General features: G+C 74.0%; 25 protein-coding genes. 16 read left to right on the top strand and 9 right to left on the bottom strand.

Features of this window, described 5'->3' with window-relative positions; translation table 11 throughout:
* Positions 1 to 212: 212 nt before the first annotated feature.
* On the bottom strand, positions 213 to 1,181 hold the full coding sequence (locus EUS26_RS14535; protein ID WP_238149009.1) for an ABC transporter permease: 969 nt from the start codon (positions 1,179 to 1,181) through the stop codon (positions 213 to 215).
* Positions 1,178 to 2,071 carry an ABC transporter ATP-binding protein gene (locus EUS26_RS14530; protein ID WP_130014547.1) on the bottom strand — a complete coding sequence of 298 codons (894 nt, stop codon included), beginning with the start codon at positions 2,069 to 2,071 and terminating at the stop codon, positions 1,178 to 1,180. The genes EUS26_RS14535 and EUS26_RS14530 overlap by 4 nt, the downstream gene beginning before the upstream one ends.
* 164 nt (positions 2,072 to 2,235) lie before the next feature.
* Between EUS26_RS14530 and EUS26_RS14525 the strand changes: the two genes are divergently transcribed.
* Genes EUS26_RS14525 through EUS26_RS14510 form a run of 4 tightly spaced genes read left to right on the top strand, consistent with a single transcriptional unit; the run spans position 2,236 to position 6,045 of the window.
* Complete coding sequence (locus EUS26_RS14525; RefSeq protein WP_130014546.1) at positions 2,236 to 3,483, top strand: sensor histidine kinase; 1,248 nt, start codon at positions 2,236 to 2,238, stop codon at positions 3,481 to 3,483.
* A 29-nt stretch (positions 3,484 to 3,512) separates the two neighbouring features.
* Entirely contained in the window at positions 3,513 to 4,181 is a 669-nt protein-coding gene (locus EUS26_RS14520) for a response regulator transcription factor (RefSeq protein ID WP_130014580.1), read from the top strand.
* A 57-nt stretch (positions 4,182 to 4,238) separates the two neighbouring features.
* On the top strand, positions 4,239 to 4,952 hold the full coding sequence (locus EUS26_RS14515; protein ID WP_202865165.1) for a response regulator transcription factor: 714 nt from the start codon (positions 4,239 to 4,241) through the stop codon (positions 4,950 to 4,952).
* Positions 4,942 to 6,045 carry a sensor histidine kinase gene (locus tag EUS26_RS14510; RefSeq protein ID WP_130014545.1) on the top strand — a complete coding sequence of 368 codons (1,104 nt, stop codon included), beginning with the start codon at positions 4,942 to 4,944 and terminating at the stop codon, positions 6,043 to 6,045. The genes EUS26_RS14515 and EUS26_RS14510 overlap by 11 nt, the downstream gene beginning before the upstream one ends.
* Before the next feature lie 61 nt (positions 6,046 to 6,106).
* Here the strand turns inward: EUS26_RS14510 and EUS26_RS14505 are convergent, their stop codons facing one another.
* The 3 genes from EUS26_RS14505 to EUS26_RS14495 form a co-directional block, all read right to left on the bottom strand.
* On the bottom strand, positions 6,107 to 6,721 hold the full coding sequence (locus tag EUS26_RS14505; RefSeq protein ID WP_130014544.1) for a class I SAM-dependent methyltransferase: 615 nt from the start codon (positions 6,719 to 6,721) through the stop codon (positions 6,107 to 6,109).
* A gap of 79 nt (positions 6,722 to 6,800) precedes the next feature.
* Entirely contained in the window at positions 6,801 to 7,538 is a 738-nt protein-coding gene (locus EUS26_RS14500; protein WP_130014543.1) for a cytochrome c biogenesis CcdA family protein, read from the bottom strand.
* On the bottom strand, positions 7,539 to 8,108 hold the full coding sequence (locus EUS26_RS14495) for a thioredoxin family protein (RefSeq protein WP_130014542.1): 570 nt from the start codon (positions 8,106 to 8,108) through the stop codon (positions 7,539 to 7,541).
* Between the two features lie 54 nt (positions 8,109 to 8,162).
* On the opposite strand from EUS26_RS14495, the gene EUS26_RS14490 reads away from it, so the two are divergent.
* Genes EUS26_RS14490 through EUS26_RS14475 form a run of 3 tightly spaced genes read left to right on the top strand, consistent with a single transcriptional unit; the run spans position 8,163 to position 11,558 of the window.
* Positions 8,163 to 9,179: a threo-3-hydroxy-L-aspartate ammonia-lyase gene (locus EUS26_RS14490; RefSeq protein ID WP_238149006.1), complete on the top strand. Its 1,017-nt coding sequence runs from the start codon at positions 8,163 to 8,165 to the stop codon at positions 9,177 to 9,179.
* A gap of 34 nt (positions 9,180 to 9,213) precedes the next feature.
* Positions 9,214 to 10,320 (top strand): ATP-binding protein, encoded by a 1,107-nt coding sequence (locus EUS26_RS17020; RefSeq protein WP_165368638.1) that lies wholly within the window; start codon positions 9,214 to 9,216, stop codon positions 10,318 to 10,320.
* On the top strand, positions 10,317 to 11,558 hold the full coding sequence (locus tag EUS26_RS14475; protein ID WP_130014541.1) for an MFS transporter: 1,242 nt from the start codon (positions 10,317 to 10,319) through the stop codon (positions 11,556 to 11,558). The genes EUS26_RS17020 and EUS26_RS14475 overlap by 4 nt, the downstream gene beginning before the upstream one ends.
* On the opposite strand, the gene EUS26_RS14470 is transcribed toward EUS26_RS14475, so the two are convergent.
* Positions 11,470 to 12,093: a GNAT family N-acetyltransferase gene (locus EUS26_RS14470; RefSeq protein ID WP_130014540.1), complete on the bottom strand. Its 624-nt coding sequence runs from the start codon at positions 12,091 to 12,093 to the stop codon at positions 11,470 to 11,472. The genes EUS26_RS14475 and EUS26_RS14470 overlap by 89 nt on opposite strands.
* A gap of 330 nt (positions 12,094 to 12,423) precedes the next feature.
* On the opposite strand from EUS26_RS14470, the gene EUS26_RS14465 reads away from it, so the two are divergent.
* A complete protein-coding gene (locus tag EUS26_RS14465) occupies positions 12,424 to 12,732 on the top strand; it encodes a ribonuclease E inhibitor RraB (RefSeq protein ID WP_130014539.1) in 309 nt (102 codons plus the stop codon).
* Between the two features lie 87 nt (positions 12,733 to 12,819).
* The gene (locus EUS26_RS14460; RefSeq protein WP_130014538.1) at positions 12,820 to 14,325 is read left to right on the top strand and encodes a CYTH and CHAD domain-containing protein; all 1,506 of its coding nucleotides are present in this window, start codon (positions 12,820 to 12,822) and stop codon (positions 14,323 to 14,325) included.
* 123 nt (positions 14,326 to 14,448) lie between these two features.
* Here EUS26_RS14460 and EUS26_RS14455 read toward each other — a convergent pair whose 3' ends face one another.
* Positions 14,449 to 14,967, bottom strand: a complete 519-nt coding sequence (locus tag EUS26_RS14455; protein WP_130014537.1) for an O-acetyl-ADP-ribose deacetylase — start codon at positions 14,965 to 14,967, stop codon at positions 14,449 to 14,451.
* Positions 14,968 to 15,148: 181 nt separating this feature from the next.
* On the opposite strand from EUS26_RS14455, the gene EUS26_RS14450 reads away from it, so the two are divergent.
* Positions 15,149 to 16,000 carry a ZIP family metal transporter gene (locus EUS26_RS14450; protein WP_130014536.1) on the top strand — a complete coding sequence of 284 codons (852 nt, stop codon included), beginning with the start codon at positions 15,149 to 15,151 and terminating at the stop codon, positions 15,998 to 16,000.
* A gap of 3 nt (positions 16,001 to 16,003) precedes the next feature.
* Here EUS26_RS14450 and EUS26_RS14445 read toward each other — a convergent pair whose 3' ends face one another.
* The gene (locus EUS26_RS14445; RefSeq protein WP_165368636.1) at positions 16,004 to 17,512 is read right to left on the bottom strand and encodes a hypothetical protein; all 1,509 of its coding nucleotides are present in this window, start codon (positions 17,510 to 17,512) and stop codon (positions 16,004 to 16,006) included.
* Positions 17,513 to 17,523: 11 nt separating this feature from the next.
* Positions 17,524 to 17,868, bottom strand: a complete 345-nt coding sequence (locus EUS26_RS14440) for a hypothetical protein (RefSeq protein ID WP_130014534.1) — start codon at positions 17,866 to 17,868, stop codon at positions 17,524 to 17,526.
* 245 nt (positions 17,869 to 18,113) lie between these two features.
* Here EUS26_RS14440 and clpB point away from each other — a divergent pair, with 245 nt between their 5' ends.
* From clpB to EUS26_RS14410, 6 genes are all read left to right on the top strand, one after another.
* The gene (gene clpB, locus EUS26_RS14435) at positions 18,114 to 20,684 is read left to right on the top strand and encodes an ATP-dependent chaperone ClpB (RefSeq protein ID WP_130014533.1); all 2,571 of its coding nucleotides are present in this window, start codon (positions 18,114 to 18,116) and stop codon (positions 20,682 to 20,684) included.
* Positions 20,685 to 20,914: 230 nt separating this feature from the next.
* The gene (gene pstS / locus EUS26_RS14430; RefSeq protein ID WP_165368635.1) at positions 20,915 to 22,021 is read left to right on the top strand and encodes a phosphate ABC transporter substrate-binding protein PstS; all 1,107 of its coding nucleotides are present in this window, start codon (positions 20,915 to 20,917) and stop codon (positions 22,019 to 22,021) included.
* Between the two features lie 106 nt (positions 22,022 to 22,127).
* Positions 22,128 to 23,111 (top strand): phosphate ABC transporter permease subunit PstC, encoded by a 984-nt coding sequence (pstC, locus tag EUS26_RS14425; protein WP_130014532.1) that lies wholly within the window; start codon positions 22,128 to 22,130, stop codon positions 23,109 to 23,111.
* The gene (gene pstA, locus EUS26_RS14420; protein ID WP_130014531.1) at positions 23,111 to 24,253 is read left to right on the top strand and encodes a phosphate ABC transporter permease PstA; all 1,143 of its coding nucleotides are present in this window, start codon (positions 23,111 to 23,113) and stop codon (positions 24,251 to 24,253) included. The genes pstC and pstA overlap by 1 nt, the downstream gene beginning before the upstream one ends.
* A 36-nt stretch (positions 24,254 to 24,289) precedes the next feature.
* Positions 24,290 to 25,069: a phosphate ABC transporter ATP-binding protein PstB gene (gene pstB, locus EUS26_RS14415; protein ID WP_130014530.1), complete on the top strand. Its 780-nt coding sequence runs from the start codon at positions 24,290 to 24,292 to the stop codon at positions 25,067 to 25,069.
* A 76-nt stretch (positions 25,070 to 25,145) separates the two neighbouring features.
* Positions 25,146 to 25,880, top strand: coding sequence for an LppX_LprAFG lipoprotein (locus EUS26_RS14410; RefSeq protein ID WP_130014529.1), 735 nt, complete (start codon positions 25,146 to 25,148; stop codon positions 25,878 to 25,880).
* Positions 25,881 to 25,914 lie beyond the last annotated feature (34 nt).

Genomic DNA, 25,914 nt, shown 5'->3' with positions numbered 1-25,914 from the left:
CGCGGCTGGCCCACCGACTGGGGATCGCTCCGGTGCCGCGCCGAGGCACTGCCGCACCTCTGGCCTCACGAGCACCACGATGCGGGGATGTGCGCGCCAGCCCGGGATATAGCCCGTGCAGACAGCACCATCCCCGCATCGTGTGGTCTATGTGACGTGTGTGGCCCCTGGTGTCTCGGACCGCCGGAGCCGACGCCTCCCAGCGGGGCGGGCTACTTCACCTCGCGCCGCGCCACCCGCCACAGCCCGAGGGCCAGCGGGAGGAGCACCCACCAGACCGAGGTCGCGCCGAACTGCGCCCACTGCTCCCCGGTCGGGGCCGCGTCGAGCGTCGTGAGCGGCAGCGCGGCGACGTTCTGGTCGATCCAGGCGGCCCGCTCCTGCACCCACCCCACGGTCATGGAGACGACGTTCATCAGCACGGGCAGCACGAAGAAGGCGGCGATGGCCAGGGGCACGTTGAGGAACAGCGCGCCGAAGGCGACACCCATGAGCACGTAGGCCAGCTGCAGCACGACGATGCCGCCGTAGACGTGCCCGGGCAGGCTCAGGTCCACCTCGCCTCCGGCCAGGCCCGCCGAGGCGAGGTGCGCCAGGACGGCCAGGCCGACGGTCACCGCGACCACCGCCAGGCCCAGCAGCAGCGCCGCCAGCGACTTGGCGGTCATGACCCGCAGCCGTCGCGGCTCCTGGGTGAAGGTCACCAGCGCCGTGCGCTGGCTCCACTCCGAGGCGGCGGTGAGGATCCCCAGCACCGGCAGCAGCACGCCCTGGGGCAGCACCGCGGTGAGCAGGAGCGTGGAGTACGTCGCGCCGTTCTCGCGGCCGAACCACATGACGAGGCCCATCGCCAGCGCGGTCAGCGCGACGATGACGACGAGCAGCCACCGCCCGGCGCGGGTGTCCACGGTCTTGCGCAGCTCGGTGCGCAGGAGGCGTGCGAACGGCAGCGCGCCGCCGGTCAGCTCGAGGACGTCACCGTCCCCCCGGTATGCCGTCCGCCCGCCGCGCGACGCGTCGTCGCGGCCTCCGTCGGCACCGCTCGTGCCGCCGGGACCTCCGTCGGCACCGCTCCTGCGGCCGGGGTGGGTCGTGGTCGGGGTCGTGCTGTCCATGGTGCCGTCCTGGTCGTCGAGATGGCTGGGGGTCGTCGCCTGCGCGGGGCTCGTCGGGCCGGTCACGCCGCCACCTCCCGGGCGTCGTCGGAGGTCAGCGTCAGGAACATCTCCTCCAGGCCACCCCCGGAGGAGCCCAGGCTGGTGAGGACCAGGCCGTGCCGCAGCGCCAGCTCGCCGACCTCGGCGGTCTGCGCGGCGACGGCGAGCGTGCCGTCAGGGCGCGGGGTGTGCTCGAGGCCGGACTGCTCGACCGCCGCCCGCAGCGCCGCCCGGTCGGTGGCGTCGACGACGACACCCGCCGCGGAGAGCATCTCCTGCTTGGTCCCCTGCGCGACGATCCGGCCGCGGCCGATGAGCACGAGGTCGTCGGCGATGATCTCGACCTCGGAGAGCAGGTGCGAGCTGAGCAGCACGGTGCCGCCGTCCCGGGCGTAGTCGCGCAGCAGGCCGCGCATCCAGTGGATGCCGCCCGGGTCCAGCCCGTTGGCCGGCTCGTCGAGGATGAGCACCCGGGGGTCGCCGACCAGGGCCGCACCCAGGCCGAGCCGCTGCCGCATACCGAGGCTGTAGTTGCCGACGCGGCGCTCGGCCTCGCGGGAGGTGAGACCGACCCGCTCCAGCGTCGCGTCGACCTGGCCGCGTCCCGCACCGACGAGGATGGCGGCGAGGGTGAGGACCTCGCGGCCCGTGCGCCCGGCGTGCTGGGCGCTGGCGTCGAGCATGACGCCGACGTGCCGGGTGGGGTTCGGCAGGGCGCGGTAGGGGCGGCCCAGGATGTGCGCGGTGCCGGAGGTCGCCGGGGTGAGCCCGGTCATCATCCGCATGGCGGTGGACTTGCCCGCCCCGTTGGGCCCGAGGAAGCCGGTGACCCGCCCCGGCCGGGCGGTGAAGGAGATGTCGTCGACGGCCGTGAACGTGCCGTACCTCTTGGTCAGGTGCTCGATCTGGATCATGCCCCCAGCCTGCGTCGACGGCCGGGCCCGGCGCATCGGCCCGCAGTCGGTCGTGGGTCGTCCCGTGGTCGGACCTGCGCGAGGGCCGACCCCGACGAAAGTCGGAGGCGACCACGACCGACGGCCGAGGCGGTGCGTCCCCGGCCCGCCTACGCTGCTGCGGTATGACGTCCTCCCGCCCGGTCCCGGGCCCTCCGCCCCTGCGGTGGTGGGGGCACGCCTGGCGGGTGCTGGTCGTGTGGGTCGTCGGGCTGCTCGTCCTCCTCGCGACCTTCACCTCCACGCCGGCCGGCTCAGAGGAGGCCGGCAGCTACCCGGCCCGGGTCGACGTGCTGCTCATGGTGGACCTGCTCGTCGGCCACCTGGCCGTCGTCCTGGTGCTCTGGCGGCGGCGCTTCCCGGTGGCCGTCGCGCTGCTGACCAGCGCGGCCCTCGTCGTCTCGTCCCTGGCGGTGCCGGCCTCGCTGCTCGCCGCGCTGTCCCTGGCCAGCCGCCGACGGTGGCGACCGCTGCTGGCGGTCGGCGCCGTCAACATCGGTGCGGGCATCTTCTACGAGCTCGTGGTGGCACGTCAGCTCGGCATGGAGACGCTGTCCGAGATCCCGTCGCCGTGGTACGCCGGTCTCATCGCGGGGCTCAGCGTCCTGCTCTTCGCGCTCGTGTCCCTCATCGGGTGGAACATCGGGGGGCGCCGTCAGCTCGTGGAGAGCTGGCGGAGCCAGGCGGAGACGGCGCACCGCGAGCAGGCGGCGAGGGTCGCCCAGGCGAGGACGGCCGAGCGCGCCCGGATCGCCCGGGAGATGCACGACGTCATGGGTCACCGGCTCTCGCTGGTCGCGATGCACGCCGGTGCCCTCGCCCACCGGCCCGACCTGACCGACGCCGAGCGCGTGCAGAGCGCCGAGATCGTCCGGGACGGCGCGCACCAGGCCCTGCAGGAGCTGCGCGACGTGCTGGGGGTCCTGCGGGGTGAGGACGACCCCGAGGCGCCGACCGGGACCGCGGCGCCCCAGCCCACCCTCACGGACCTGCCGTCGCTGGCAGCGGAGGTCACGACGGGCGGCCACCCCGTCGACCTCACCGCCACCCCCGGCCTGTGGGACCGCAGCGTCACCCTCTCCGACCGGGTCGGCCGTCACGCCTACCGGGTCGTCCAGGAGGCCCTGACCAACGCGCGCAAGCACGCGCCGGGGGCCGCCGTCGAGGTGGACCTCTCCGGGGACGAGGCGGCCGGTCTCAGCCTGGAGGTCCGCAACGTCGTCCCCCGGCCGGCGCCCGAGGACCCCGGGGCCCCGGGGCGCGGTCTGACCGGTATGCGGGAGCGCGTCACCCTCGTCGGCGGCACCTTCGAGGCGGTCGGCGGGCCCGGGGTCTTCGTCGTGCGAGTCTGGTTGCCGTGGGAGACACGGTGACGGGAGGGCGGGGCCGCCCGCGGGTGGTGATGATCGACGACGACCCCCTCGTCCGCGCGGGGCTGCGGATGCTGCTGGGCGGGCCCGACGGGGTGGACGTCGTCGCGGAGGGGGAGGACGGGGACGAGGCCGTCGGTCTCGTCGGCCGGCACCGGCCCGACGTCCTGGTCATGGACGTACGCATGGCCCGGATGGACGGGGTGAGCGCCACGCGGGAGGTGCTGGCGGCATATCCGGACACGCAGGTGCTCGTCCTCACCACCTTCGACGCCGACGACCTCGTGCTGCAGGCGCTGCGGGGCGGGGCCCGCGGGTTCGTGCTCAAGGACACGCCGCCGCAGCAGCTGGTCGCGGCCGTCCACGAGGTGGCCGCGGGCGACCACGCGCTCTCCCCGTCGGTCGCCGCCTTGCTCGTGCGGGAGGTGTCGGGCGCCGGCGGAGGGGCCGACCGCGACCGTGCCGGGCGGGACCGGGCCGGGCGGGCCCGCGCGGCCCTGGAGCGCCTGACCGCGCGCGAGCGGGAGGTCGCCGAGGCCGTCGCGCGCGGTGGCTCCAACGCCGAGGTCTCCCGGGAGCTGTTCCTCTCGGTGCCGACCGTCAAGGCGCACGTCTCGAGCGTCCTCGCCAAGCTCGGCCTCGCCAACCGCGTGCAGGTCGCGCTGCTGGTGCACGACGCCCGGCACGGCGACGAGCGCTGACCGGACCGTCATCCTTTCGCAAGATCACGGCGGGGAGGCGCGGCATACCCTGCTCGGGTGAGCACGGTGCTGGTCGTCGAGGACGAGTCGACGGTGCGGGAGGTGGTCTGTGCCTACCTGCACCGCGCCGGGCTGCCCACGCACGAGGCCGCCGACGGTCTCGTCGCGGTGCGCGCCTTCCCCGACGTGCGACCGGCCGTGGTCGTGCTCGACGTCATGGTGCCGGGGATCGACGGGTTCGAGGTGCTGCGCCGCATCCGGGCGATCGACCCCGACGTGCCCGTCCTCATGCTCACCGCCCGCAGCACCGAGCAGGACCGGATCGCCGGGCTGGAGCTGGGCGCGGACGACTACGTCACCAAGCCGTTCAGCGCCCGCGAGCTGGTGCTGCGGGTGCAGGGGCTGCTGCGGCGGGCGGCCGGCACCTCGCCGGGTGACCCCGGGCCCTCCGGCACCGTGCGCGACGGCGACCTGGTCGTCGACCGCGGCGCCCGCCGGGCCACCCGGGCGGGCGGCGAGCTGGCGCTGACCAGCAGGGAGTTCGACCTCCTCGTGCACCTCATGACGCACCCGGGGGTCGTCCTCGACCGGGACATGCTGCTGCGCGAGGTCTGGGGGTGGGACGTCGGGGACCGCTCGACGGTGACCGTCCACGTCCGGCGGCTGCGCGAGAAGGTCGAGGCCGACCCGTCGCGGCCGGCGCGGATCACCACGGTGTGGGGGCAGGGCTACCGGTGGGACCGGGCGCAGGGGTCTGCCGATGAGGCCTGAGCTGGAGGCGATCATCCTCGCCGCGGGCACCGCCGGTGCCGTGGGTCTGGCCGGCGCCGCGGTCACCCGTCTCGTCGCGCGACGCTCGCCCGCGGCGGCGACCCTGCTCGGGCCGGTCGTCGGCGTGGCGAGCGTCGCGGCGGGGGTGGCCGTGACGGCGCGGGCGATGTTCCTCTCCGAGCACGACTCGACCCTCATCGCGCTCGTGCTGCTCGCGGCGGCCCCGGTGGCGCTGGCCATCGGGGTGCTGCTCTTCCGCAGCGTGCGCCGGCTGGACCGGCAGGCCCAGCAGCGGCTCGCCGACGAGCAGCGCCAGCTGGAGCTCGCCCGCTCCCGGCAGGACATGATCACCTGGGCCTCGCACGACCTGCGGACCCCGCTGTCCTCGATCAGGGTGATGGCGGAGGCGCTCGAGGACGGCATCATCGCCGACCCCGACGACTACCACCGCCGCATCCGCGCCGAGGCCGACCGGATGACCGTCATGGTCGACGACCTGCTCGAGCTGAGCCGGCTGCGCAGCGCCGCGCCCGGCGACCCGGGCGAGGTGGTGGACCTCGCGGACGTGGCCGCCGGCGTGGTGGCCAGCCAGCAGCCGGTCGCCGAGCAGCAGCAGGTGCGGCTGCGGCTGGCCGGTGACGGACCGCCGGCGCCGGTCCGTGCGGTCGGCGGCGAGCTCGACCGGGTCGTGGCCAACGTGGTGAGCAACGCCGTCCGGGAGACCGCCCGCCGGGGCTCCGACGCCCCGGACGGGCCGGATGACGCCGACGGGCCGGTCGCGGGCGAGGTCGTCGTCCGGGTCGAGGCGCGGGAGGCGGCGGAGGAGGTCGTGCTCCAGGTCGAGGACGCCTGCGGCGGGCTCGACGAGGACGACCTGGAGCAGGCCTTCGAGCCGGGATGGCGCGGCAGCGTCGCGCGCTCCTCCGGGGCCGGGGTCGGCGTGGGTCTCACCATCGCCCGCGCCCTCGTCGAGCGCAGCGGCGGCACCATCGGCCTGGCGAACCACGGCCCCGGCTGCCGGGTCACCATCACGCTCCCTCGCCACACCCCCGCACCGGACGCGCGGTCCGACCGCACAGGACGCGCCGTCTGACCGCACAGGACGCGCCGTCCGACCGCACAGGACGCACGGTCCGACCGGACAGGACGCGTGCTCAGCCCCCGTCGGCCCCCGGGTCGGCGACCGACAGCACCCAGACGGCGTAGTCCGGCCCGGCCGGGTGCAGCTCGTAGGACCCGGCGTGCAGGTCGACCGCCAGCCCGCACGCGGCAGCGTCGGCGACGAGCTCCTCCGGCGGGTAGTGCCGCGCCGTCTCCGGCCCGCCCCGCAGGTGCAGGCCGACCAGCACCCGGCCGCCCGGACCGAGCAGGCCGCGCACGGTGCCGAGCACCTCCCGCTCGGTGCCCTCCGCCAGGAAGGCCATGACATTGCCGACGAGCACGACGAGGTCGTACCCCGGCTCCAGGTCGGCCTCGAGGATGTCGGCGTGGGTGACCGCCAGCCCGGGATAGGTGCGGCGCGACTGCTCCACCAGGGCCGGGTCCGGCTCGACGGCGGTGACCCGGTGGCCCCGTGCCTGCAGGGCCGCCGACACCCGACCCATGCCGGACCCCACGTCGAGGATGCGGGCGCCGCGCGGCACCAGCACGTCGGCCAGCCGCGCCTCCCCGTCGACGTCCGCCCCCTCGGCGACGAGGCGGGCGAGGCGTTCCCCGAAGTCGCGCGTGGCGTCGCCGGCCAGCTCCCAGCGGGTGGGGCGGTGCGGCATACGTGCTCCTCGGCCGGGTCTCGGCGACGGACCGGGTATGCCGTCGGCCGGGTTCACGCTAGCGTCGCCGCCCCCACCCTCACCGCTCGGGGATGAAGCCGGAGTCCAGCTCCCACGGCGCGACCGGGGAGTGCTCGAGGATCCAGGCCTGCAGCACGCGGTCCCAGCCCAGACCCACGGCGATCCCGACCGCGACGAAGACGAGGCCGAGGCTGCGCTGCAGCCACCCGCGCGGGTCGGCCGCCCAGCCCAGCCGCCGGACCAGGCCCTGCCCGGCCAGCGCGACGGCCAGCAGGGTGGCGCTGAGCCCCAGGCAGTAGGCGGCCAGCAGCACCAGGCCGTAGCCGAGCTCGGCCGGGAGGACGGTGACGACGACGTAGGCGTACAGCGGGCTGCACGAGGAGAAGACCGGGCCCAGCGCGGCCCCGGTGAGCGCCTGGCCGAGCGTCCCCTGGCGCCGCTGCGCGCCGTGCAGGCCGGCGTGGCTGCGCGCCGCGAGGCCGAGCCGGGCGCTGACCTGCTCCCACAGCGCCGGGAACACCATCACCGTGCCCAGGGCCAGCAGGATGCCGCCGGAGAGCCAGCGCCACACCCCGGGCGGCACCCCGATGAGCGCGGTCGTGCCCTTGAGGACCAGGGTGAAGGCGGCCACCGACAGACCCAGCGACCCGGCCACGACCACCGCGCGCCGGGTCTGCGCCGCCCGGGAGCCGTCCCCCACGAGCGAGCCGCCGACGATCACCGGCAGCAGCGGCAGGACGCACGGCGCGAGCGTCGTGAGGACGCCCGCGACCAGCGCCCCGAGCAGCGCGAGCACTCAGGACCCCTGGGTCCGGGCGAGGATGTCCTCGCCCGTGGTGGCGCCCGTCCAGGTGGCGATCTCCTCGCCGTCGGCGTCGACCTGGACGAAGGTGTGCTGCTGGGTGACGCCGTAGGCCTGCCGCAGGTCGGTCATCTCGTCGAAGTCCACCTTGACCACGGTGAGGCCCTCCGGCAGGCCCGCGGTGGTCAGGCTCTCGTCGGTGGCGCGGCAGTCGGGGCACCAGTCGGCGTGGAAGAACAGCACCACCGGTGCGCCGTCGTGGGCGTACGCGGCGGGGTCCGCGGCATACGTCGCGTAGTCGACATAGCCGCTCGTCCCGGCCATGGCGCCGGTCTCCTCCTCGTCCATGCCCGTCATGTCGGACGACGCGTCGTCCGACATGTCCTCGTCGGAGCCCATGTCGTCCTCGGAGGTCATGCCGTCGTCCATGTCGTCCTCGGCGGTCGTCCCCTCGGCGCTCGCGGCCGGCGTGGCGGGCTCCTCGGTGTCGTCGGTGGTGCCGCACGAGGCCACCACGAGGGCGGTGGCGAGCGCGGCGAGCAGGGTGGCTGGGGTCCGTGTCATACCGCCCAGCGTGGCCCGGCCGAGAGGGCGGTGGTGTTGCCGAATCCTTACCGCATGACGCACGCTGCCGGTATGCCGCTCACCACCCTTCCGACCTACGCCGACGTCGAGGCCGCGGCGGCCGTGCTGGCCGGCGCGGCCCACCGGACGCCGGTGCTGACCTCGCGCCGGCTGGACGCGCAGGTCGGCGCCCGGCTGCTGCTCAAGGCCGAGCACCTGCAGCGGGTCGGGGCGTTCAAGTTCCGCGGCGCGTTCACCGCGCTGTCGGCCTTCGACGCGGGGCAGCGCAGGGCCGGGGTCGTCGCCTACTCCTCCGGCAACCACGCCCAGGCGGTGGCGCTCGCGGCCCGGGAGCTCGGCATCCCGGCCACCATCGTCATGCCCCACGACGCGCCGCGGCTCAAGGTCGAGGCCACGGTGGGCTACGGCGCCCGGGTGGTCCGCTACGACCGCTACACGCAGGACCGCGAGGAGATCGGGCGCGAGATCGCCCGGGGGAGCGGGGCCACGGTGGTGCCGCCCTACGACCACCCGCACGTCATCGCGGGACAGGGGACGGCGGTCAAGGAGCTCGTCGAGGACGCCGGGCCGCTCGACGTGGTCGTGACGCCCCTGGGCGGCGGGGGGCTGCTCGGCGGCTCGGTGCTCGCTGCCCGTGCCCTCTGCCCCGGGGTCCGGGTGTATGGCGTGGAGCCGGCCGCGGGGGACGACGCCCGCCGCTCCCTCGAGCAGGGACGGATCGTGCACATCGACACCCCGGTGACCATCGCGGACGGGGCCCAGACCCAGCACCTCGGCGAGCTGACCTTCCCCCTCCTGCGCGACGGGGTGGACGCGGTGGTCACGGCGACCGACGACGAGCTCGTGGCGACGATGCGCCTGGTGGCCGGGACGCTCAAGCAGGTGGTCGAGCCGACCGGCGTGCTGGGCCTGGCGGCGGTGCTCAGCGGCGCCGTGCCGGTGCGGGAGGGGGAGCGGGTGGGCGTCGTGCTCACCGGGGGCAACGTGGACGCGGAGCGGTACGCGCAGCTGCTCGGGTACAACAGGTCAAACAGCAGCACCGTGGTATAACAGGTAAAACATCACGTGGGAGGGAGGTGCGCCGATGGTCGTCGGAGGCAACCCGTTCCGCCCCAGCTTCGGCACCAGCCCCAGGGTCGTCGCCGGACGGGCCGACCTGCTGGACGAGTTCGACGTCGCCCTCGACGAGGGGCCGGGGTCGCCCATGCGGTCGATCCTGCTGAGCGGGGCGCGGGGCATGGGCAAGACCGTCCTGCTGAACGAGCTGGAGGAGCGGGCGCGGGTGCGTGGCTGGCACGTGCTGCGGCTGCCCGAGGGGCCCGGGCTCATGAGCGAGCTGGAGCGGACCGTCCTGCCCGCCCGGCTCACCGAGCACGACCCGGGCGCGCAGAGGCGGCGGATCACCGGCGGCAGCATCAGCGCGGTCGGGTCGGTCTCGACGGACACCTCGGAGGCCTACCCCACGACCCCCAGCGTCGCGACGATGCTGCAGCGGCTCACCGACATCGCCCGGTCGCACGGCACGGGGGTGCTGCTCACTCTCGACGAGGTCCAGGCCGCCCCCATCGACGACGTCGCCCGGCTCGCCTCGGCCTACCAGCACCTGCTGCGCGACGAGAGCGAGATCGCCTTCGTCGGGGCCGGCCTACCCACCGGGATCGCGGCCCTCCTCGGCCAGCAGGGGTCGACGTTCCTGCGCCGCGCCGAGCGCGTCGACCTCGCTCCGCTGCGGCGCGAGGAGGTCCTCGACGCCGCGGTCCGGACGGTGCGGGAGGCCGGCCGGGTCATCAGCGGCGAGGCGGGGGAGCGGCTGGCCGACGTGGTGCACGGCTACCCGTACCTGCTGCAGCTCGTGGGCTACCAGGCCTGGCGGGCCGCGGGGGACGACGAGGTGATCACCCTCGCCGACGTGGAGACCACGGTCCCGGTGGTCGTCGACCGGATGAGCCGGCTGGTGCACACGCCGGCCCTGCGGCAGGTCCCGCAGGGCCAGCTCGACTACCTCCGGGCGATGGCGCAGGACGACGGGCCGTCGTCCACGGGGGAAGTGGCGGCCCGGCTCGGGGTGAGCAAGCAGCACGGCAACGTCGTGCGCGGCCGGCTCATCGACCGCGAGCTCATCGTGCCGGCCGGCCACGGCCTCGTGGACATGGCGCTGCCCTACCTGCGCGAGCACCTGAGGCGCGGGTGAGCGCCGTCACCGAGCGGGTCCGCATACCCTCCGAGATCTGGATCCTCGTCGGCGCGTCCTTCGTCATCGCGGTGGGCTTCGGTCTCGTGTCGCCGGTGCTGCCCGGGTTCGCCCGGTCCTTCGACGTGGGTGCTACCGCCGCGACCGTGGTGGTGTCGGCCTTCGCCTTCTGCCGGCTGGTGTTCGCGCCGGTGGGCGGCCGCCTGGTGCAGCGGCTCGGGGAGCGGCCGGTCTACCTCACCGGGCTGCTCATCGTCGCCGTCTCCTCCTTCGCGACGGCCTACGCGCAGACCTACTGGCAGCTGCTCGTCTTCCGCGGCCTGGGCGGGGTCGGCTCGACGATGTTCACCATCTCGGCGATCGCCCTGGTGGTGCGGCTGGCGCCGCCGACGATCCGGGGACGGGTGAGCTCGCTGTGGGGCAGCTCGTTCATCATCGGGTCGATGCTCGGGCCGGTCATCGGCGGCCTCATCGCCGGGTGGGGGATGCGGCTGCCCTTCGTCGTGTATGCCGTGGCGCTCGTCGTCGCGGCCCTGGTCGTCGGGCTGGGGCTCGGCGGGGCACGGCTGCGGCCACCGCCCGGCGAGGCGGACCGGCCGGTCCTCACGGTCCGGGAGGCGCTGGGTGACCGGGCCTACCGGGCGGCGCTGGCGTGCGGGGTGGCCAACGGGTGGGCCAACCTCGGGGTGCGCATGGCGGTCATCCCGCTGCTGGCGGCGGCGGTGCTCGACCAGCCGTGGGTGGCCGGTGCCACGCTCACGGCCGCGGCGATGGGCACGGCGATCACGCTGCAGGTCACCGGTCGGCTAGCCGACCGGGTGGGCCGACGGCCGCTGGTCATCGTGGGCATGGCGACCTCCGGGGTGTCGCTGGGGGTGCTCGGGCTGAGTCTGCTGCCCGGGCTCGCCGTCGTCACGTCGCTGGTGGTCCTGCTGGGGCTGAGCTTCGTGTCCGGGGTGGGCGCGGGCTTCGTCAACCCGGCGCAGCAGGCGGCGGTCGCCGACATCGTGGGGCAGGAGCGCAAGGGAGGCACGGTGCTGTCGACCTACCAGATGGCGACCGACGTCGGCGTCATCGTCGGGCCGGTGCTCATCGGGGCCGTGGTCGACCTCGTCGGCTTCGGGGCGGCACTGGCCGCGACCGGGGTGGTCAGCGTCCTGGGGGCGGCGGTGTGGTGGCGCGCGCCGGAGACCCTGAATCGGGCCGCGGCCGCCACTCGTGCGCCAGGATCGCCATGACGTGGGCGTCGACCCAGCCGTCGGCATACCGCAGCGCCTCGCGCTTCGTGCCCTCGAGGACGAAGCCGACCTTCTCGTAGACCCGGCGGGCGCGCGGGTTGAAAGCGTAGACCTCGAGCTCGACCCGGTGCAGGCCCAGGGTGTCGAAGGCGTGGCCGACCGCGATCCGGGTCGCCTCCGTGCCCAGGCCGCGGTCGCGGGCGCCCCCGAGCCAGATCCGGAAGCCGATGGAGGCGTTGTCGGGGTCGTGGTCGAGCAGCACCGCCTCGCCGGCGACGTGCCCCGTGCCCAGGTCGACCACCGCCCAGACCACCCGGTCGTTGTCGTCGGCCCAGCGGGCGTAGATCTCCTGCAGCTGGGCGACCGTCCACGGCACGGCCGCGGTCTGGGCGTCGTCGTGGACGGACCCCGTGAGCCGGCCGACCTCCGGGTCGCGCATCAATGCGTGCAGCTGCACGGCGTCATCCGCGGTGACCGGTCGGAGCCGGACCAGGTCGCCGGTCAGCGTGGGGGTGTCGGTGAGGAGCGCGGGCACCGGGCCGATGCTACTGATCTGGGCCCTGACCGCCAGCCCTTTTCGCCCGCTCGCACCCTCACAGCGCCGAGACGTCACAGTGAGTCGCATCCTGAATCAGTGGCGGGTTGAGTCGCATGTCGACTCAGTGGCGGACTGAGTCGCACGGTGCATCACCGGCGCTCTGACCCACGACGCGACTCAGTGGCGTTCTGAGTCGCGTCGTGCCTCAGTGGCGGGCTGATTCGAGGGGTGACTCAGTGTGACGTCTGCGGACCGGGTGGGGTCGGAAGTCGTCGACACCCTGATCGCCTGCGGACGGGGCGGACGATCACCTCCTACGCTGCAGGCGTGACCACCACGCAGCCCCCGCGCCCCGGCAGTGAGCACCTCGTCGCCATGCAGGACCGCGCGGAGGCCGAGGCGGTCGCCGAGGACCTGGGCGAGGAGGGCTTCCGGCAGGTGCGGGTGGTGCCCGAGGGGCAGAGTCAGCCAGGGCAGGGAGAGTCCGGGTGGGTGGTGCACGTCAGCGACACCCGCCTGCCCGACGCCGCCGGAGGCGGGGCGTACGAGGGGTTGCGCGAGCGGTTCACCGACTTGGCCCGCGAGCACGACGGGTGGTACGACGAGCCGGGCGACCCCCGGCCCGCCACGCACTGACCCCGGGACCCGCCTAGGGTCGTGGGTGCGCCGACCCGGCTCGCAGGACCGGGTGGGGCGCACGCAGCCAGGGAGAGCGAGGCGGGTATGAAGCAGGTCGAGTCCGAGCTGAAGTTCGCCATCGGCGCGGACGAACCCCTGCCCGCGCTGGGCGAGCTCGTCGAGGTGGGGCCGGTGCGCGAGGAGCACCTCCGCGCCGTCTACCTCGACACCCAGACGCTGCACCTCGTGCGGCACCGCATCACCCTGCGCCGGCGCGAAGGAGGCGGGGACGCCGGTTGGCATCTCAAGTCGCCCCGCCCCGACGGCAGCCGGTTGGAGGTGCACGCCCCGCTGGGCGACGGCCCAGGCCGGCTGCGGGTGCCGCAGGCCTTGCGTGAAGAGGTCCTGGCGACCCTCGGGCACGCGCTCCCGGAGGGTCCGGACGGCGCCCTGCTCCCGGCGGCCGTGCTGGTCACCCACCGCCTCGAGGTCGACCTGCTCGACCCCGACCAACCGGACGTGGTGCTCGGCCAGCTGTGCGACGACCGGGTGACCGCCCTGCCGGAGGGGGGCACCTGGCGTGAGCTCGAGGTCGAGCTGGTCGACGGCGACGACACCTTCCTCGGTCAGGTCGCCGACACCTTCGAGGGCCAGGGCGTGCGCCTGGCCGACGACCCGTCCAAGCTGTCCCGTGCCCTGGGGGACCGGCCGGAGCGAGCCGGACGCGGCGAGGGGCCAGGTGCCGACAGCCCGGCCGCGGACGTCGTGCTGGCCTACCTCGCTGCCCAGGTCGCGGTCGTCGTGGGCCGGGAGGACGACGTGCGCGCCGACGCGCCGGACGCGGTCCACAAGATGCGCGTCGCCACCCGCCGGCTGCGCAGTGCCCTGCGCACCTTCCGCCGCCTCCTCGACCGCGACGTCACCGACCCTCTGCGCCAGGAGATCCGGTGGTTCGCGAGCGCCCTGGGCGAACCGCGCGACGCCGAGGTGATGCGCGACCTCCTCCTCGCGGCGGTCGACGACCTTCCGCCGGACGAGGTGGTCGGCCCTGTCCGCGAACGAGTGGGCTCGGAGCTGGAGCAGCGGCACGCGGCGGCGCACCAGGCGCTCGTCGAGGTGCTGGACTCCGACCGCTACCTCGAGCTGGTGGACCGGCTGATGGAGGTGCTGGCCGTGCCACCCTGGCGGGGGCGTGCCCGCAAGCCCGCCGGGAAGGTCCTGCCCGGTCTCGTGGCCGGCGCGGTCGACCGCGCACGGACGCAGGCCCAGGCCGCGGCGGGGGCCGGGGAGGACCAGCGGCTGCACCGGCTGCACGAGGCCCGGAAGAAGGCCAAGGCGGTGCGCTACGCGTGCGAGGCGCTCGCCCCGGCGCTCGGTGCGGAGGCGACCGCCGCCGCCGCGGCGTGGGAGCAGGTCACCGAGACTCTGGGCGCCGTCCAGGACTCCGCGCTGGCCGCCGACTGGTTGCGGGAGGTGGCTGCCGCGGCGCAGGAGGCGGACGAGCCCGGCTACACCTACGGGGTGCTCGCCGCGCGGGCGCGTGCCCACGCAGAGGCGGTGCGAGACGGCGAGGCGGCGCTCGCCCGGGCGTTGGAGCACGGCTGGCCCTGAGGTTCTCCCCGGTCCGCGCGTGGGACGGCGAGGCGCTCCTCCGGGCGTCGCAGCACGGCCGGCCCTGAGGGTGTCGGCCGGACGCGTCCGGGACGACCCCGTCGCGGGCCGTGCGTCCCCCTGTCACTCCTCGAGCGCGCGCTCGAAGTGTCGCAGCACCTCCGGGCTGAAGAGCACGAAACGGACCTCCTCGACCGACGACACGGTCGAGGACGCCGCCCGCACCGTCCGCACGGCCACGCCCGCCACCTCGGCAGGGTCCCAGGCGTAGACCCCGGCGCTGATGGCCGGGAAGGCCACCGACCGGGCACCCACCTCCTCCGCCACCTCCAGGCTGCGGCGGAAGCAGGAGGCCAGCAGCTCGGGGTCGGTCTGGCCGCGGCGACGGTCGGGACCGACGGTATGGATGACCCAGCGCGCCGGCAGCCGTCCGGCCCCGGTGGCCACCGCCTCACCGACGGGGAGCCCGTCGTGCCACCGGGAGGCCCGCACCCGCCGGCACTCCTCCAGCAGCGTGGGCCCGGCGGCCGCGTGCAGCGCCCCGTCGACGCCACCCCCACCGAGGAGCGTCGAGTTGGCCGCGTTGACGACGGCGTCGACCGGTGTCGTGGTGAGATCCCCGTGCTCGGCGGTGATGCGCATGGGCCCATCGTGCCCGGGAGGGGGGCCGCCCGCGACCGCCGCAGCCCCTGGGTGCCCCCAGGTCGCCCCGGCACCGGTGCCCGTGGCACGAGGGGTACGGTCGTCCGGCCGACCCCGCTCATCCCGGCCGTGACCGACCTCGCGGCCGACCCGTCACCCGTCGCCCCCGAGGAGGTATGCCGTGCTGCTGGCTCTCGCCGTGACCCTCCTCGCCGGGCTCGCCACCACCCTCGGCGGCGTGGTGGGCACCCGGTCCGCGATGGTGCGACCCGGCATGATGGCGGCGGCCCTGGCCTTCGCGGCGGGTCTCATGACGACGATCTCGCTCGTCGAGATCGCCCCCGCCGCCCTCGACAGCATGACCGGTCCGCTCGGCCGGGGCGGCGCGGTCGTCGCGGTGCTGGCCACGATGGCGCTCGGGGCGGGGATCGTCTATGCCCTCCGACGTCTCCTCCCGCACCGTCCGGTCCCCGTGGCTCACGGCACCCGCTCGTCCGCCCGACGGGCGAGCGGGGCGGCCGAGCCCCGCCCGCCGGGCCGTGGACCCGGGGCCCCGGACGTCCGCGGCCTCGACCCGACCCTGCTGCGCAGCGGCGTCCTCATCGGCCTCGTCGTCGCCCTGCACAACCTGCCGGAGGGCCTGGCGACCTTCCTGTCGACCATCGAGGACCCCGCCGGGGGTGTCGTGCTGGCCCTGGCGATCGCCATCCACAACGTGCCCGAGGGGCTGGCCGTGGCCGCCCCGATCTACGCGGCGACGCGCAGCCGCACGCAGGCCATGCTGTGGGCCACGCTCAGCGGGCTGGCCGAGCCCCTCGGCGGCCTGCTCGGCTACCTCGCCCTGCGGGCCGTGCTGCCCCCGGCCTGGCTCGACCTGTCCCTGGCGCTGGTCGCGGGGATGATGGTCGCGGTCAGCGTGCTGGAGCTGGTCCCGGGCGCCCGTCGGTCTGCCGTGGGGCGCCGCGAGGTGCTGGCCGGCCTCACGGTGGGGGCGCTCGTCATGGGCGTCTCGCTGGCTCTCCTGCGGCTGTGAGGGTCAGCGGGTGGGCGCGCCCTCCCGTGCGCCACCGTCCGCCCGCGCAGGGCCGCCGTCCGCCCGCGCAGGGCCGCCGTCCCGCACGGGGCCGCCCTGCCACCCCCCGACCCGCTGTCCCTCCACCACCGTGGCGTCGAGCGCGTCCAGCCCCGGCCCCGGCTGACCTCCACCCTGCACGGCGTGGTGACGGAAGCGGATGAGCTCCTGGATGTCCTGGGCCGTGAGCGTGGCGCCGCCGGCGTCCCCCGCACGGTTGATCCGGGAGATCCACTTGGCGATGGTCGAGCCGGCGCCCGCCCCGGGGATCGCGGCGGCGCTGGAGAAGCCGGCGTTGAGGTAGCTGCCCTCGCCGACGTAGATCGCCGCGTTGAGACCGTCCGCCCACTCCCCGAGCCCCGGCACCAGCCCGATGACGTCGAGCCCGAGGTGGGTGAAGAAGGACAGCGGGTCGAAGCCCTCCATCGGCTTGAGCCGGTCGAGGTCCTCCAGGTGCCGGTCGATGCTGCTCGGGTCGAGGGCGGACAGCTGGACCATCGCCGCCCCCAGGCTGGCGCCACCGTCCTGCAACCAGGCGCGCTCCAGGGTGAGGTGGCGGAGGTGGGCCGGGATGTCGACGTCCCACTCGTCGTCCCCGTCCTGGACCCGGATCGGGACGTCCTCGCCGCCGAGCAGGAACGCCCGCAGTGCCTCGGGGTCGCGGCTCATGGCCTCCAGCACCCAGGGCATCGGGTCGACGACGTCCACGCCCTGCGGGTCGCGGAAGACCGGCAACCGGTCGTAGCGGCCGGACCCGGTGCCGACCAGCTCGACGGTCCAGGCCTCGGGGTCCTCGCGCTCGATGCGGATGACGTCCTCACCGAGCCCGACGAGCCAGTCCGTCGACAGCTCGCCCCGGCTGGCGAGCAGCGCGAAGGCCCGTGCCTGGGTCACGTCCTCCGCACCCGGGAAGTCGAACTCGTGGCTGAGCACGCCGAGCGACCCGGCATACAGCTGCAGGAAGCGCTCGGACGCCGGCGAGTCGTCGAGGGCCGCCAGGTAGTCGAGGTCGATGCGCGGGCCGAGGGTCGTGGTGGCGTAGCCGTCGCCCTCGCGGTAGCCGTCCATGAGCAGCAGGGCGAAGGTGGCGTCACCCCCGTAGCGCTCGAGCAGGTCGATGAGCTCCTGCGGCGGCGGCATGCTGTCGGTGTCCATGAGGGCGCGGGCGCGGTCGGCGAACTGCTTGGCCTGCTCGTAGGACAGGTCCGGCACGGCCCGGTGGTCGTAGGAGACCGTGCGCTGGATGCCGGGCGCGCTCGCCGCCAGCCACTCGGCGTAGAACAGCTGGTTGCGCAGCGCGAGGTGCTGGCGGGTGGCCCAGTCACCGATCCCGTCGAGGTCGGACAGGTCGCGGGCGGGCAGGCCGAGGCCGGCGAGCGCCTGCCGGAGGCGGTCCCCGGCGCTCGAGACCTCGTCCTCGACCTGGGCGAGGCTGCGGACGAGGTCACGCATGGCCTCGAGGTCGACCGACACCCGTGCCACGGCTACCCCCCGCCCCCGACCGTGCCCAGCGGGAGCGGCCAGCCGGGCAGGACGCCGACGGTCTCGCAGCGCCGCACCCGCTCAGGCTCAGCCGCGAGCTCGGCGAGGATCTGCTCCCGTGCATGGTCGGCGGCTGCGGCCAGCCGCCGGGCCCGGCCGGACAGGCCCTCCCCGAAGGTGTCCGCCGGTCGGCCCGTCCACGCCCCGGCCGACATCGCGCGCTCCGCGGGGTCGAGGACGGTGCGCAGCACCTCCAGGTCGGGCTCGACCCTGGCCAGGGTGGCCGGGATCTGGTCCCGCCGTGGGTTGGGCACCATCTCGTGGTGGCCGGTGCCGTCGTCGCACATCGTGCCGGTCCCCCCTCGTCGTCGACGGCCGGGACGGGGCCGACTGCCGCGACCCGGACTGAGCCGAGTGTAGGACGTGGCGCCCGGCGCTGCACCCGAGCACCCGGCGGGCCGGCCTGGTCGACGTCCAGGGTTGAGCGGAATGCGCTCAACTTTGTCGACGTTGTGCTGATCAGACATTCTCTTCATCGACACGACGCGACCGTCGAGCCCGCTGCTCGAGGTCGGGAGAGCAAGGCAGACGCATGGATCTCAACCTCACCACCAAGGCCCAGGAGGCCCTGTCGACCGCGGTCCGCGACGCCGCTGCGGCGGGGCACGCGCAGGTCGAGCCCGCACACCTGCTCGCGGCGCTGAGCCAGCAGGGCGACACCACGACCGGTCCGCTGCTGGAGGCGGCCGGGTCCACGGCCGCGGCGGCCAAGCAGGCGGCCGATGCCGCGCTGGCCGGCCTGCCGCGCGCGAGCGGCTCCAGCATGGGCAACCCCGGCCTGTCCCGGGCCATGCACGCCGTGGTCAAGGGCGCCCAGGACGCCATGGCGGCGATGGGTGACTCCTTCGTGTCGACCGACCACCTGCTGCTGGCGCTGGCCCGGGCGGGGGCCGTCCCCGGCGTCGACGCCGACGCCCTCGCCGAGCGCATCCCGGCGCTGCGCGGCGGCAAGAAGGTCGACTCGGCCGACCCGGAGTCCACCTTCGACGCGCTCGGCAAGTACGGCACCGACCTCACCGCGATGGCCCGCGAGGGCAAGCTGGACCCGGTCATCGGCCGGGACGCCGAGATCCGCCGCGTGGTCCAGGTCCTGTCCCGCCGCACCAAGAACAACCCTGTCCTCATCGGCGAGCCCGGGGTCGGCAAGACCGCCGTCGTCGAGGGCCTGGCCCAGCGCATCGTCACCGGGGACGTCCCGGAGTCGCTGCGCGACAAGACGCTGATCTCCCTCGACCTGGGGGCGATGGTCGCCGGCGCGAAGTACCGCGGCGAGTTCGAGGAGCGGCTCAAGGCGGTCCTCTCCGAGATCAAGGGCAGCGACGGCCAGGTGATCACCTTCATCGACGAGCTGCACACCGTCGTCGGGGCCGGGGCGAGCGGGGACTCCTCGATGGACGCCGGCAACATGCTCAAGCCGCTGCTGGCCCGCGGCGAGCTGCGGATGGTCGGCGCCACCACCCTGGACGAGTACCGCGAGAACATCGAAAAGGACGCCGCGCTGGAGCGCCGCTTCCAGCAGGTCTTCGTCGGCGAGCCGTCGGTCGAGGACACCATCGCCATCCTGCGCGGGCTCAAGGAGCGCTACGAGGCCCACCACAAGGTGGCCATCGAGGACTCCGCGCTGGTCGCCGCGGCCGACCTGTCCGACCGCTACATCGCCGGTCGGCAGCTGCCGGACAAGGCGATCGACCTCGTGGACGAGGCCGCGAGCCGGCTGCGGATGGAGATCGACTCCTCGCCGGTCGAGATCGACCAGCTGCAGCGCCAGGTCGACCGGCTGACGATGGAGGAGATGCACCTGGCCCGGGAGCAGGACGAGGCCTCCCGTGCCCGGCTGGACAAGCTGCGCTCCGACCTCGCCGACCGCCGCGAGGAGCTGGCGGCGCTCACCGCCCGGTGGGAGGCCGAGAAGACCGGGCTGAACCGCGTGGGCGAGCTCAAGGCCCGGCTGGACGACCTGCGCACGCAGGCCGAGCGGCTGCAGCGCCAGGGCGACTACGAGGGTGCCTCCCGGCTGCTCTACGGCGAGATCCCGGCCGCCGAGGCCGAGCTCGCGACCGCGCAGGAGGAGGAGTCGGCGCTGGAGCGCAGCGGCGACGTCGCGCCGATGGTCAAGGACGAGGTGGGTGCGGACGACGTCGCCGACGTCATCTCCGCCTGGACCGGCATCCCGGCCGGTCGCCTCCTCGAGGGCGAGAGCGAGAAGCTGCTGCGGATGGAGTCGGTGCTCGGGGAACGGCTCATCGGCCAGCAGACCGCGGTGCGGCTCGTCTCCGACGCGGTGCGCCGCTCGCGGGCCGGCATCTCCGACCCGGACCGTCCGCAGGGCTCCTTCCTGTTCCTCGGCCCGACCGGGGTCGGCAAGACCGAGCTGGCCAAGAGCCTGGCCGACTTCCTCTTCGACGACGAGCGGGCCATGGTGCGCATCGACATGTCGGAGTATGCCGAGCGGCACGCGGTCGCCCGCCTCATCGGGGCTCCGCCCGGCTACGTCGGCTACGACGAGGGCGGTCAGCTCACCGAGGCCGTCCGGCGCCGGCCCTACAGCGTCGTGCTGCTGGACGAGGTGGAGAAGGCCCACCCGGAGACCTTCGACATCCTGCTGCAGGTGCTCGACGACGGCCGGCTCACCGACGGGCAGGGTCGCACCGTCGACTTCCGCAACGTCATCCTCGTCATGACCTCCAACCTCGGCGGGCAGTACCTCGTCGACCCGACCACCGACGCGCAGACCAAGCGCGAGCAGGTCATGGGGGTCGTCCGGGCCGCCTTCAAGCCGGAGTTCCTCAACCGGCTCGACGAGGTCGTCGTCTTCGACGCGCTGACCCGGGAGGAGCTGGCGACCATCGTGGGGCTGCAGGTCGCCGAGCTGGCCCGCCGGCTGGAGGGCCGCCGGATCGGGCTCGAGGTCACCGACGCGGCGTCCGCGTGGCTGGCCGAGCGCGGCTACGACCCGGCCTACGGCGCGCGCCCGCTGCGGCGCCTGGTGCAGACCCAGATCGGGGACCGGCTCGCCCGGGCCCTGCTCTCCGGGGACGTCCGGGACGGCGCCCACGTGGTGGTCGACCTCGACGAGACCGGCGAGGAGCTGGTCCTGCGCTGAGACCCCGGCGCGCGGCATACCGGGCCTGACACGCGGCTGACCTGCACCGACACCGGTGCAGGTCGGTCCGTCCGGTCTCGGAACTTCGACCCTCGTTCACGCGGCATTCACCTCAGCCGCCCGAACGTGTCACGTGCGCTCCCTAGCGTCGTCCGCGGTTGGCGACGCCGCCTCCGCGTCCGCGGTCCGTGCGGCGCGGACTGACAGACGTTCGGAAGAGGTATCACCCCGTGAAGCTTCACCGCTTTGGCCCCGCCGTCGCCCTGGCGATGGCAGCCTCCCTCACGCTCGCCGCCTGCGGCGGGGACGACAGCAGCTCCGACGCCGGTGGCGCCGAGGGCGGCTCGGAGGGTGGCGAGGAGCTGTCCGGCCGTCTGGTCGGCGCCGGCGCCTCCTCCCAGGAGTCCGCCATGACCGCCTGGATCGCCGGGTACCTCGAGGTCCAGCCCGAGGTCGAGGTGCAGTACGACGCCGTCGGGTCCGGCGCCGGGCGCGAGCAGTTCCTCGCCGGCGCCACCGACTTCGCCGGCTCCGACGCCTACATGGACGAGGAGGAGCGCGGCATGGTCGCGGACGCCTGCGCCGGTGGCGAGGCGATCCACTTCCCCATGTACATCTCCCCGGTCGCCGTCCCCTACAACCTCCCCGGGGTGGACGATCTCAACCTGGCCCCCGAGGTGCTCGCCGGCATCATGAACGGCGACATCACCACCTGGGACGACGAGGCCATCGCCGCGGACAACCCGGACGCCGAGCTGCCGGGCACCGAGATCACCGTCGTGCACCGGTCCGACGACTCGGGCACCACCGAGAACTTCATGGAGTACCTCAGCGCGGCCGCCCCGGACGCGTGGCCGCACGAGGCGTCCGACGCCTGGCCGGTCGAGGGTGGCGAGGCCGCCGCGCAGACGACCGGTGTCATGCAGGTCATCAACTCGACCGAGGGCACCATCGGGTATGCCGACGCCTCCGCCGTGACCGGGCAGTCCGCCTCGATCGGGGTCGGCGAGGAGTTCGTCCCGTTCTCCCCCGAGGCCGCGGCGAAGGTCGTCGAGGCCTCCGAGCCGGCCGAGACCGGTGTCGAGGGCGACCTCGCCCTCGAGCTGGCCCGCGACACCACCGAGTCGGGTGCCTACCCGATCGTCCTGGTGAGCTACCACATCGCCTGCAAGGAGTACGACGACGCCGAGCGCGCGAACAACGTCAAGGCGTTCCTCGAGTACGTCGCCTCCGAGGAGGGCCAGCAGGCCGCGTCCGAGGCCGCCGGGTCGGCGCCCATCGGTGAGGGCACCCGTGAGCAGGTCATGTCCTCCATCGAGATGATCCAGGGCGGCTGAGCCCCGTCCGACACCAGGAGCACGCCATGACGGCGGACGTCACCCACGGGGGACGTCCGTCGTCGTGGGCGTGTGACGGTCCTTCCCTGCAGCAGAGAGGTACACGATGAGCACAGGTGAGCCCGAGCCGGGCGCCGACGGCGGGGTCGCCACCGCCGACCCCCGCCCCGCCGGCGGCACCGGCGGCAAGGTCAAGCGGCGGGCCGGGGACGTCGTCTTCAGCGGCACGTCCCTCTTCTCCGGCGTCCTCATCCTGCTCATCCTCGCCCTGGTGGCGATCTTCCTGGTGTGGCAGGGCCTGCCGGCGCTCACCGCGCCGGCCGAGGAGATCAGCGGCGGCAACGGCTTCTGGAGCTACGTCTGGCCCATGCTGCTGGGCACGGTCGTCGCCTCGATCGTGGCCCTTCTGCTCGCCACCCCGGTCGCCGTGGGGATCGCGCTCTTCGTGTCCCACTACGCCCCGCGTCGCATCGGGCGCACCATCGGCTTCGTCATCGACCTGCTGGCCGCCGTCCCCTCGGTCGTCTTCGGCATGTGGGGCCTGTTCGTCTTCGCCCCGCGCCTCGTGCCGCTGCTCGACTGGCTCGAGGCCAACCTCGGCTTCCTGCCCTTCTTCGCCGACAGCTCGGCCACCGGTCGCACGCTCATGACCGCCTCGGTCGTGCTGGCTGTGATGATCCTGCCGATCATCACCTCGGTCTCCCGCGAGGTCTTCCTGCAGACGCCCCGGCTGCACGAGGAGGCGGCGCTGGCGCTCGGCGCGACGCAGTGGGAGATGATCCGCACGGCGGTGCTGCCCTTCGGCGGCCCGGGGGTCATCGGCGGCGTCATGCTCGGCCTCGGCCGGGCGCTCGGGGAGACGATGGCGGTGGCCATCATCCTCTCGCCCGGGGTCTTCACCTGGAACCTCATCGGCACCGGCAACAACACCATCCCCGCCGAGATCGCGCTGAACTTCCCCGAGGCCGCCGGGCTGCGGCTGTCCGAGCTCATCGCCGCCGGCCTCGTCCTCTTCCTCCTCACCCTGGCCGTCAACCTCGTCGCTCGCTGGATCGTGGAGCGCCGGGCCGAGTTCTCCGGAGCCAACTGATGAGCACCACCACGACGACGCCCCCGGAGACCACCCCCCGCGGTGGGGAGCCGGACTACGTCCCCTCGCCCGTCCGGGCCACCGGCCCCCGCCCGCTCATGATGATCGGCGCCGGCGCGGCCGCCCTGTGGCTGCTGCTGTGGCTCGTCGTCGACCTCAACCCGGTCGCCGCCCTGGTCGGCTCCTACCTGGTGTTCCTCGTCGCCTCCTGGGCGACGTACCGCTCCCTCGGCGGGTCCCGGGTCGCCACCGACGTGGTCATGCGGTGGCTGATCTACGCCGCCTTCGTCTGCGCGATCGTGCCGCTGATCTCGATGCTGTGGACGGTCTTCAGCCAGGGCCTGCCGCTGGCCTTCACCCCCGGCTTCTGGACCCAGGACATGGTGGGCGTCACCGGCGCCGACGACCAGGCCTACGCGAGCGGGCAGACCGACACCCTCGCCGGCGGCGCCGGCCACGCCATCATCGGCACCCTCATCATCACCGGCACGGCCGCGCTCATCTCGGTGCCGATCGGCATGTTCACCGCGATCTACCTCGTCGAGTACGGCGGCAGCAACCACCTGTCCAAGGGCATCCGCTTCCTCGTCGACGTCATGACCGGCATCCCGTCGATCGTCGCGGGCCTGTTCGCCTTCGCGCTGTTCACCCAGGTCGTCGGCATCCGGGACGCCAAGATGGGCATCGCCGGCGCGGTCGCCCTGTCGGTCCTTATGATCCCGACCGTGGTGCGCAACAGCGAGGAGATGCTGCGGATCGTCCCCAACGAGCTGCGCGAGGCCTCCCTCGCCCTGGGCGTGCCGAAGTGGCGCACCATCGCCAAGGTGGTGCTGCCCACCGCGGCCTCCGGTCTCGCCTCGGGCATCACCCTGGCCATCGCCCGCGTCATCGGGGAGACCGCCCCGCTGCTCGTGGCCATCGGGTTCGCCCGCAGCTTCAACACCAACATGGTCGAGGGGCCGATCAACAGCCTGGCGGTCTACACCTACTGGATGTTCACCAAACCCCTCGATCCCGCGCTCATCGAGCCGAGCCGCGAGCGGGCCTGGGCAGCCGCGCTGCTCCTGGTGCTCATCGTCGTGACGCTGAACCTCGCCGCCCGCGCCATCGCGACCTTCTTCGCCCCCAAGACCGGCCGCTGACGGCATACCCCTGTTCGAGAAGAGAGAATCACTGCCATGTCCAAGCGCATCGACGTCAAGGATCTCGACATCTACTACGGCGACTTCCACGCCGTGAAGAACGTCTCGATGACCATCGAGCCGCGGTCGGTGACCGCGTTCATCGGTCCGTCCGGCTGCGGCAAGTCGACCGTGCTGCGCACCCTCAACCGCATGCACGAGGTCATCCCGGGCGCCTACGTCAAGGGCGAGGTCGCCATCGACGGCACCAACCTCTACGGCCGCGGTGTCGACCCGGTCGACGTGCGCCGCCAGGTCGGCATGGTCTTCCAACGGCCCAACCCGTTCCCCACGATGACCATCAAGGAGAACGTCCTCGCCGGGGTGCGGCTCAACTCCAAGCGCATCTCCAGCAAGGCCGCCGACGAGCTGACCGAGAAGGCGCTGCGCGGCGCGAACCTGTGGAACGAGGTCAAGGACCGGCTCGACAAGCCCGGATCCGGCCTCTCCGGCGGGCAGCAGCAGCGGCTGTGCATCGCCCGGGCCATCGCCATCCAGCCCGAGGTCATCCTCATGGACGAGCCGTGCTCGGCCCTCGACCCGATCTCGACGCTGGCCATCGAGGACCTCATCAACGAGCTCAAGGAGAGCTACACCGTCGTCATCGTCACGCACAACATGCAGCAGGCGGCGCGGGTCTCGGACAAGACCGGCTTCTTCAACCTCGAGGCGACCGGCAAGCCCGGCGAGCTCGTCGAGTACGACTCCACCCAGAACATCTTCAACAACCCCGGCCAGCAGGCGACCGAGGACTACATCTCCGGCCGGTTCGGCTGACCGGCACCGTGCCGCCTGCGGTGCGGGCCGGGCGTGCTGCCCGCCGGCCGGGCCGGTGGTGCGTGATACTGGGCGTATGAGGTCTCGCGGCGGACGGCACACCCTCACCCGGTCGAGCGGGCTCGGTCTCGCGCTCGCCCTCGTGCTCGCCGGCTGCAGCGACGACGGCGACGAGACCGCCACCTCCTCCGCCCCGCCGCCCCCCACGGCGGCCGACCGGCTGGCCCAGGCGCACGACGTCCTCGTCGACGCCGGGTCGGTGGGTCTGACGCTGACCGGCACGGACCTGCCCGAGGACGAGACGTCCTACATCATCAGCGCCGAGGGCGCCGGCACCATGGAGCCGCCCGCCTTCGACGGCACCATCACGGCCGTCGTCGCCGGGGTGCAGGCCGACATCCCGACGGTGGCCCTCGACGGCGAGCTCTGGGTGAAGCTGCCCTACGTGCCCGCCCACGTCAACACCGACCCGGCCGAGCTGGGGGTGCCCGACCCGGCGACGCTCTTCGACCCCGAGGACGGTCTCGTGGGCCTGCTCGAGCAGACGCAGCAGCCGGAGTTCGGCGAGCGCTCCCGGGACGGGGCCGAGGTGGTGCAGCAGGTCATCGGCACCCTCCCGGGGGAGACGGTCACGGACCTGCTCTACGTCGGCGACGCGGAGTCCGAGTTCGACGTGACCTACGGCCTGGTCGAGGAGTCCTGGCAGGTGCGCAGCGTGGAGATCACCGGGCCGTTCTACCCCCCGGCGACCTCGACCTACACCGTGACCCTGGACGCCTACGGCGAGCCGGTCACCGTGACCCAGCCCTGAGGATGACGCGGACGCGGGAGGAGGGGCGGGGGGC

This window comes from Serinicoccus sediminis, from assembly GCF_004153545.1.
Taxonomy (GTDB): Bacteria; Actinomycetota; Actinomycetes; order Actinomycetales; family Dermatophilaceae; genus Ornithinicoccus; species Ornithinicoccus sediminis_A.
The sequence above is the reverse complement of the archived record's forward strand: the minus strand, read 5'-3'. Positions and strand labels throughout refer to the sequence as shown.

What these genes read in the sequence shown, in the direction of transcription:
- EUS26_RS14440 (WP_130014534.1), bottom strand. Translation starts at nt 17,868, where the DNA reads ATGTGCGACGACGGCACCGGCCACCACGAGATGGTGCCCAACCCACGG.
- pstA (WP_130014531.1), top strand. Translation starts at nt 23,111, where the DNA reads ATGAGCACCACCACGACGACGCCCCCGGAGACCACCCCCCGCGGTGGG.
- EUS26_RS14495 (WP_130014542.1), bottom strand. Translation starts at nt 8,108, where the DNA reads ATGACACGGACCCCAGCCACCCTGCTCGCCGCGCTCGCCACCGCCCTC.
- EUS26_RS14505 (WP_130014544.1), bottom strand. Translation starts at nt 6,721, where the DNA reads ATGCCGCACCGCCCCACCCGCTGGGAGCTGGCCGGCGACGCCACGCGC.
- EUS26_RS14490 (WP_238149006.1), top strand. Translation starts at nt 8,163, where the DNA reads ATGACGCACGCTGCCGGTATGCCGCTCACCACCCTTCCGACCTACGCC.
- EUS26_RS14530 (WP_130014547.1), bottom strand. Translation starts at nt 2,071, where the DNA reads ATGATCCAGATCGAGCACCTGACCAAGAGGTACGGCACGTTCACGGCC.
- EUS26_RS14525 (WP_130014546.1), top strand. Translation starts at nt 2,236, where the DNA reads ATGACGTCCTCCCGCCCGGTCCCGGGCCCTCCGCCCCTGCGGTGGTGG.
- EUS26_RS14455 (WP_130014537.1), bottom strand. Translation starts at nt 14,967, where the DNA reads ATGCGCATCACCGCCGAGCACGGGGATCTCACCACGACACCGGTCGAC.
- pstC (WP_130014532.1), top strand. Translation starts at nt 22,128, where the DNA reads ATGAGCACAGGTGAGCCCGAGCCGGGCGCCGACGGCGGGGTCGCCACC.
- EUS26_RS14410 (WP_130014529.1), top strand. Translation starts at nt 25,146, where the DNA reads ATGAGGTCTCGCGGCGGACGGCACACCCTCACCCGGTCGAGCGGGCTC.
- EUS26_RS17020 (WP_165368638.1), top strand. Translation starts at nt 9,214, where the DNA reads ATGGTCGTCGGAGGCAACCCGTTCCGCCCCAGCTTCGGCACCAGCCCC.
- EUS26_RS14510 (WP_130014545.1), top strand. Translation starts at nt 4,942, where the DNA reads ATGAGGCCTGAGCTGGAGGCGATCATCCTCGCCGCGGGCACCGCCGGT.
- clpB (WP_130014533.1), top strand. Translation starts at nt 18,114, where the DNA reads ATGGATCTCAACCTCACCACCAAGGCCCAGGAGGCCCTGTCGACCGCG.
- EUS26_RS14460 (WP_130014538.1), top strand. Translation starts at nt 12,820, where the DNA reads ATGAAGCAGGTCGAGTCCGAGCTGAAGTTCGCCATCGGCGCGGACGAA.
- EUS26_RS14520 (WP_130014580.1), top strand. Translation starts at nt 3,513, where the DNA reads ATGATCGACGACGACCCCCTCGTCCGCGCGGGGCTGCGGATGCTGCTG.
- pstB (WP_130014530.1), top strand. Translation starts at nt 24,290, where the DNA reads ATGTCCAAGCGCATCGACGTCAAGGATCTCGACATCTACTACGGCGAC.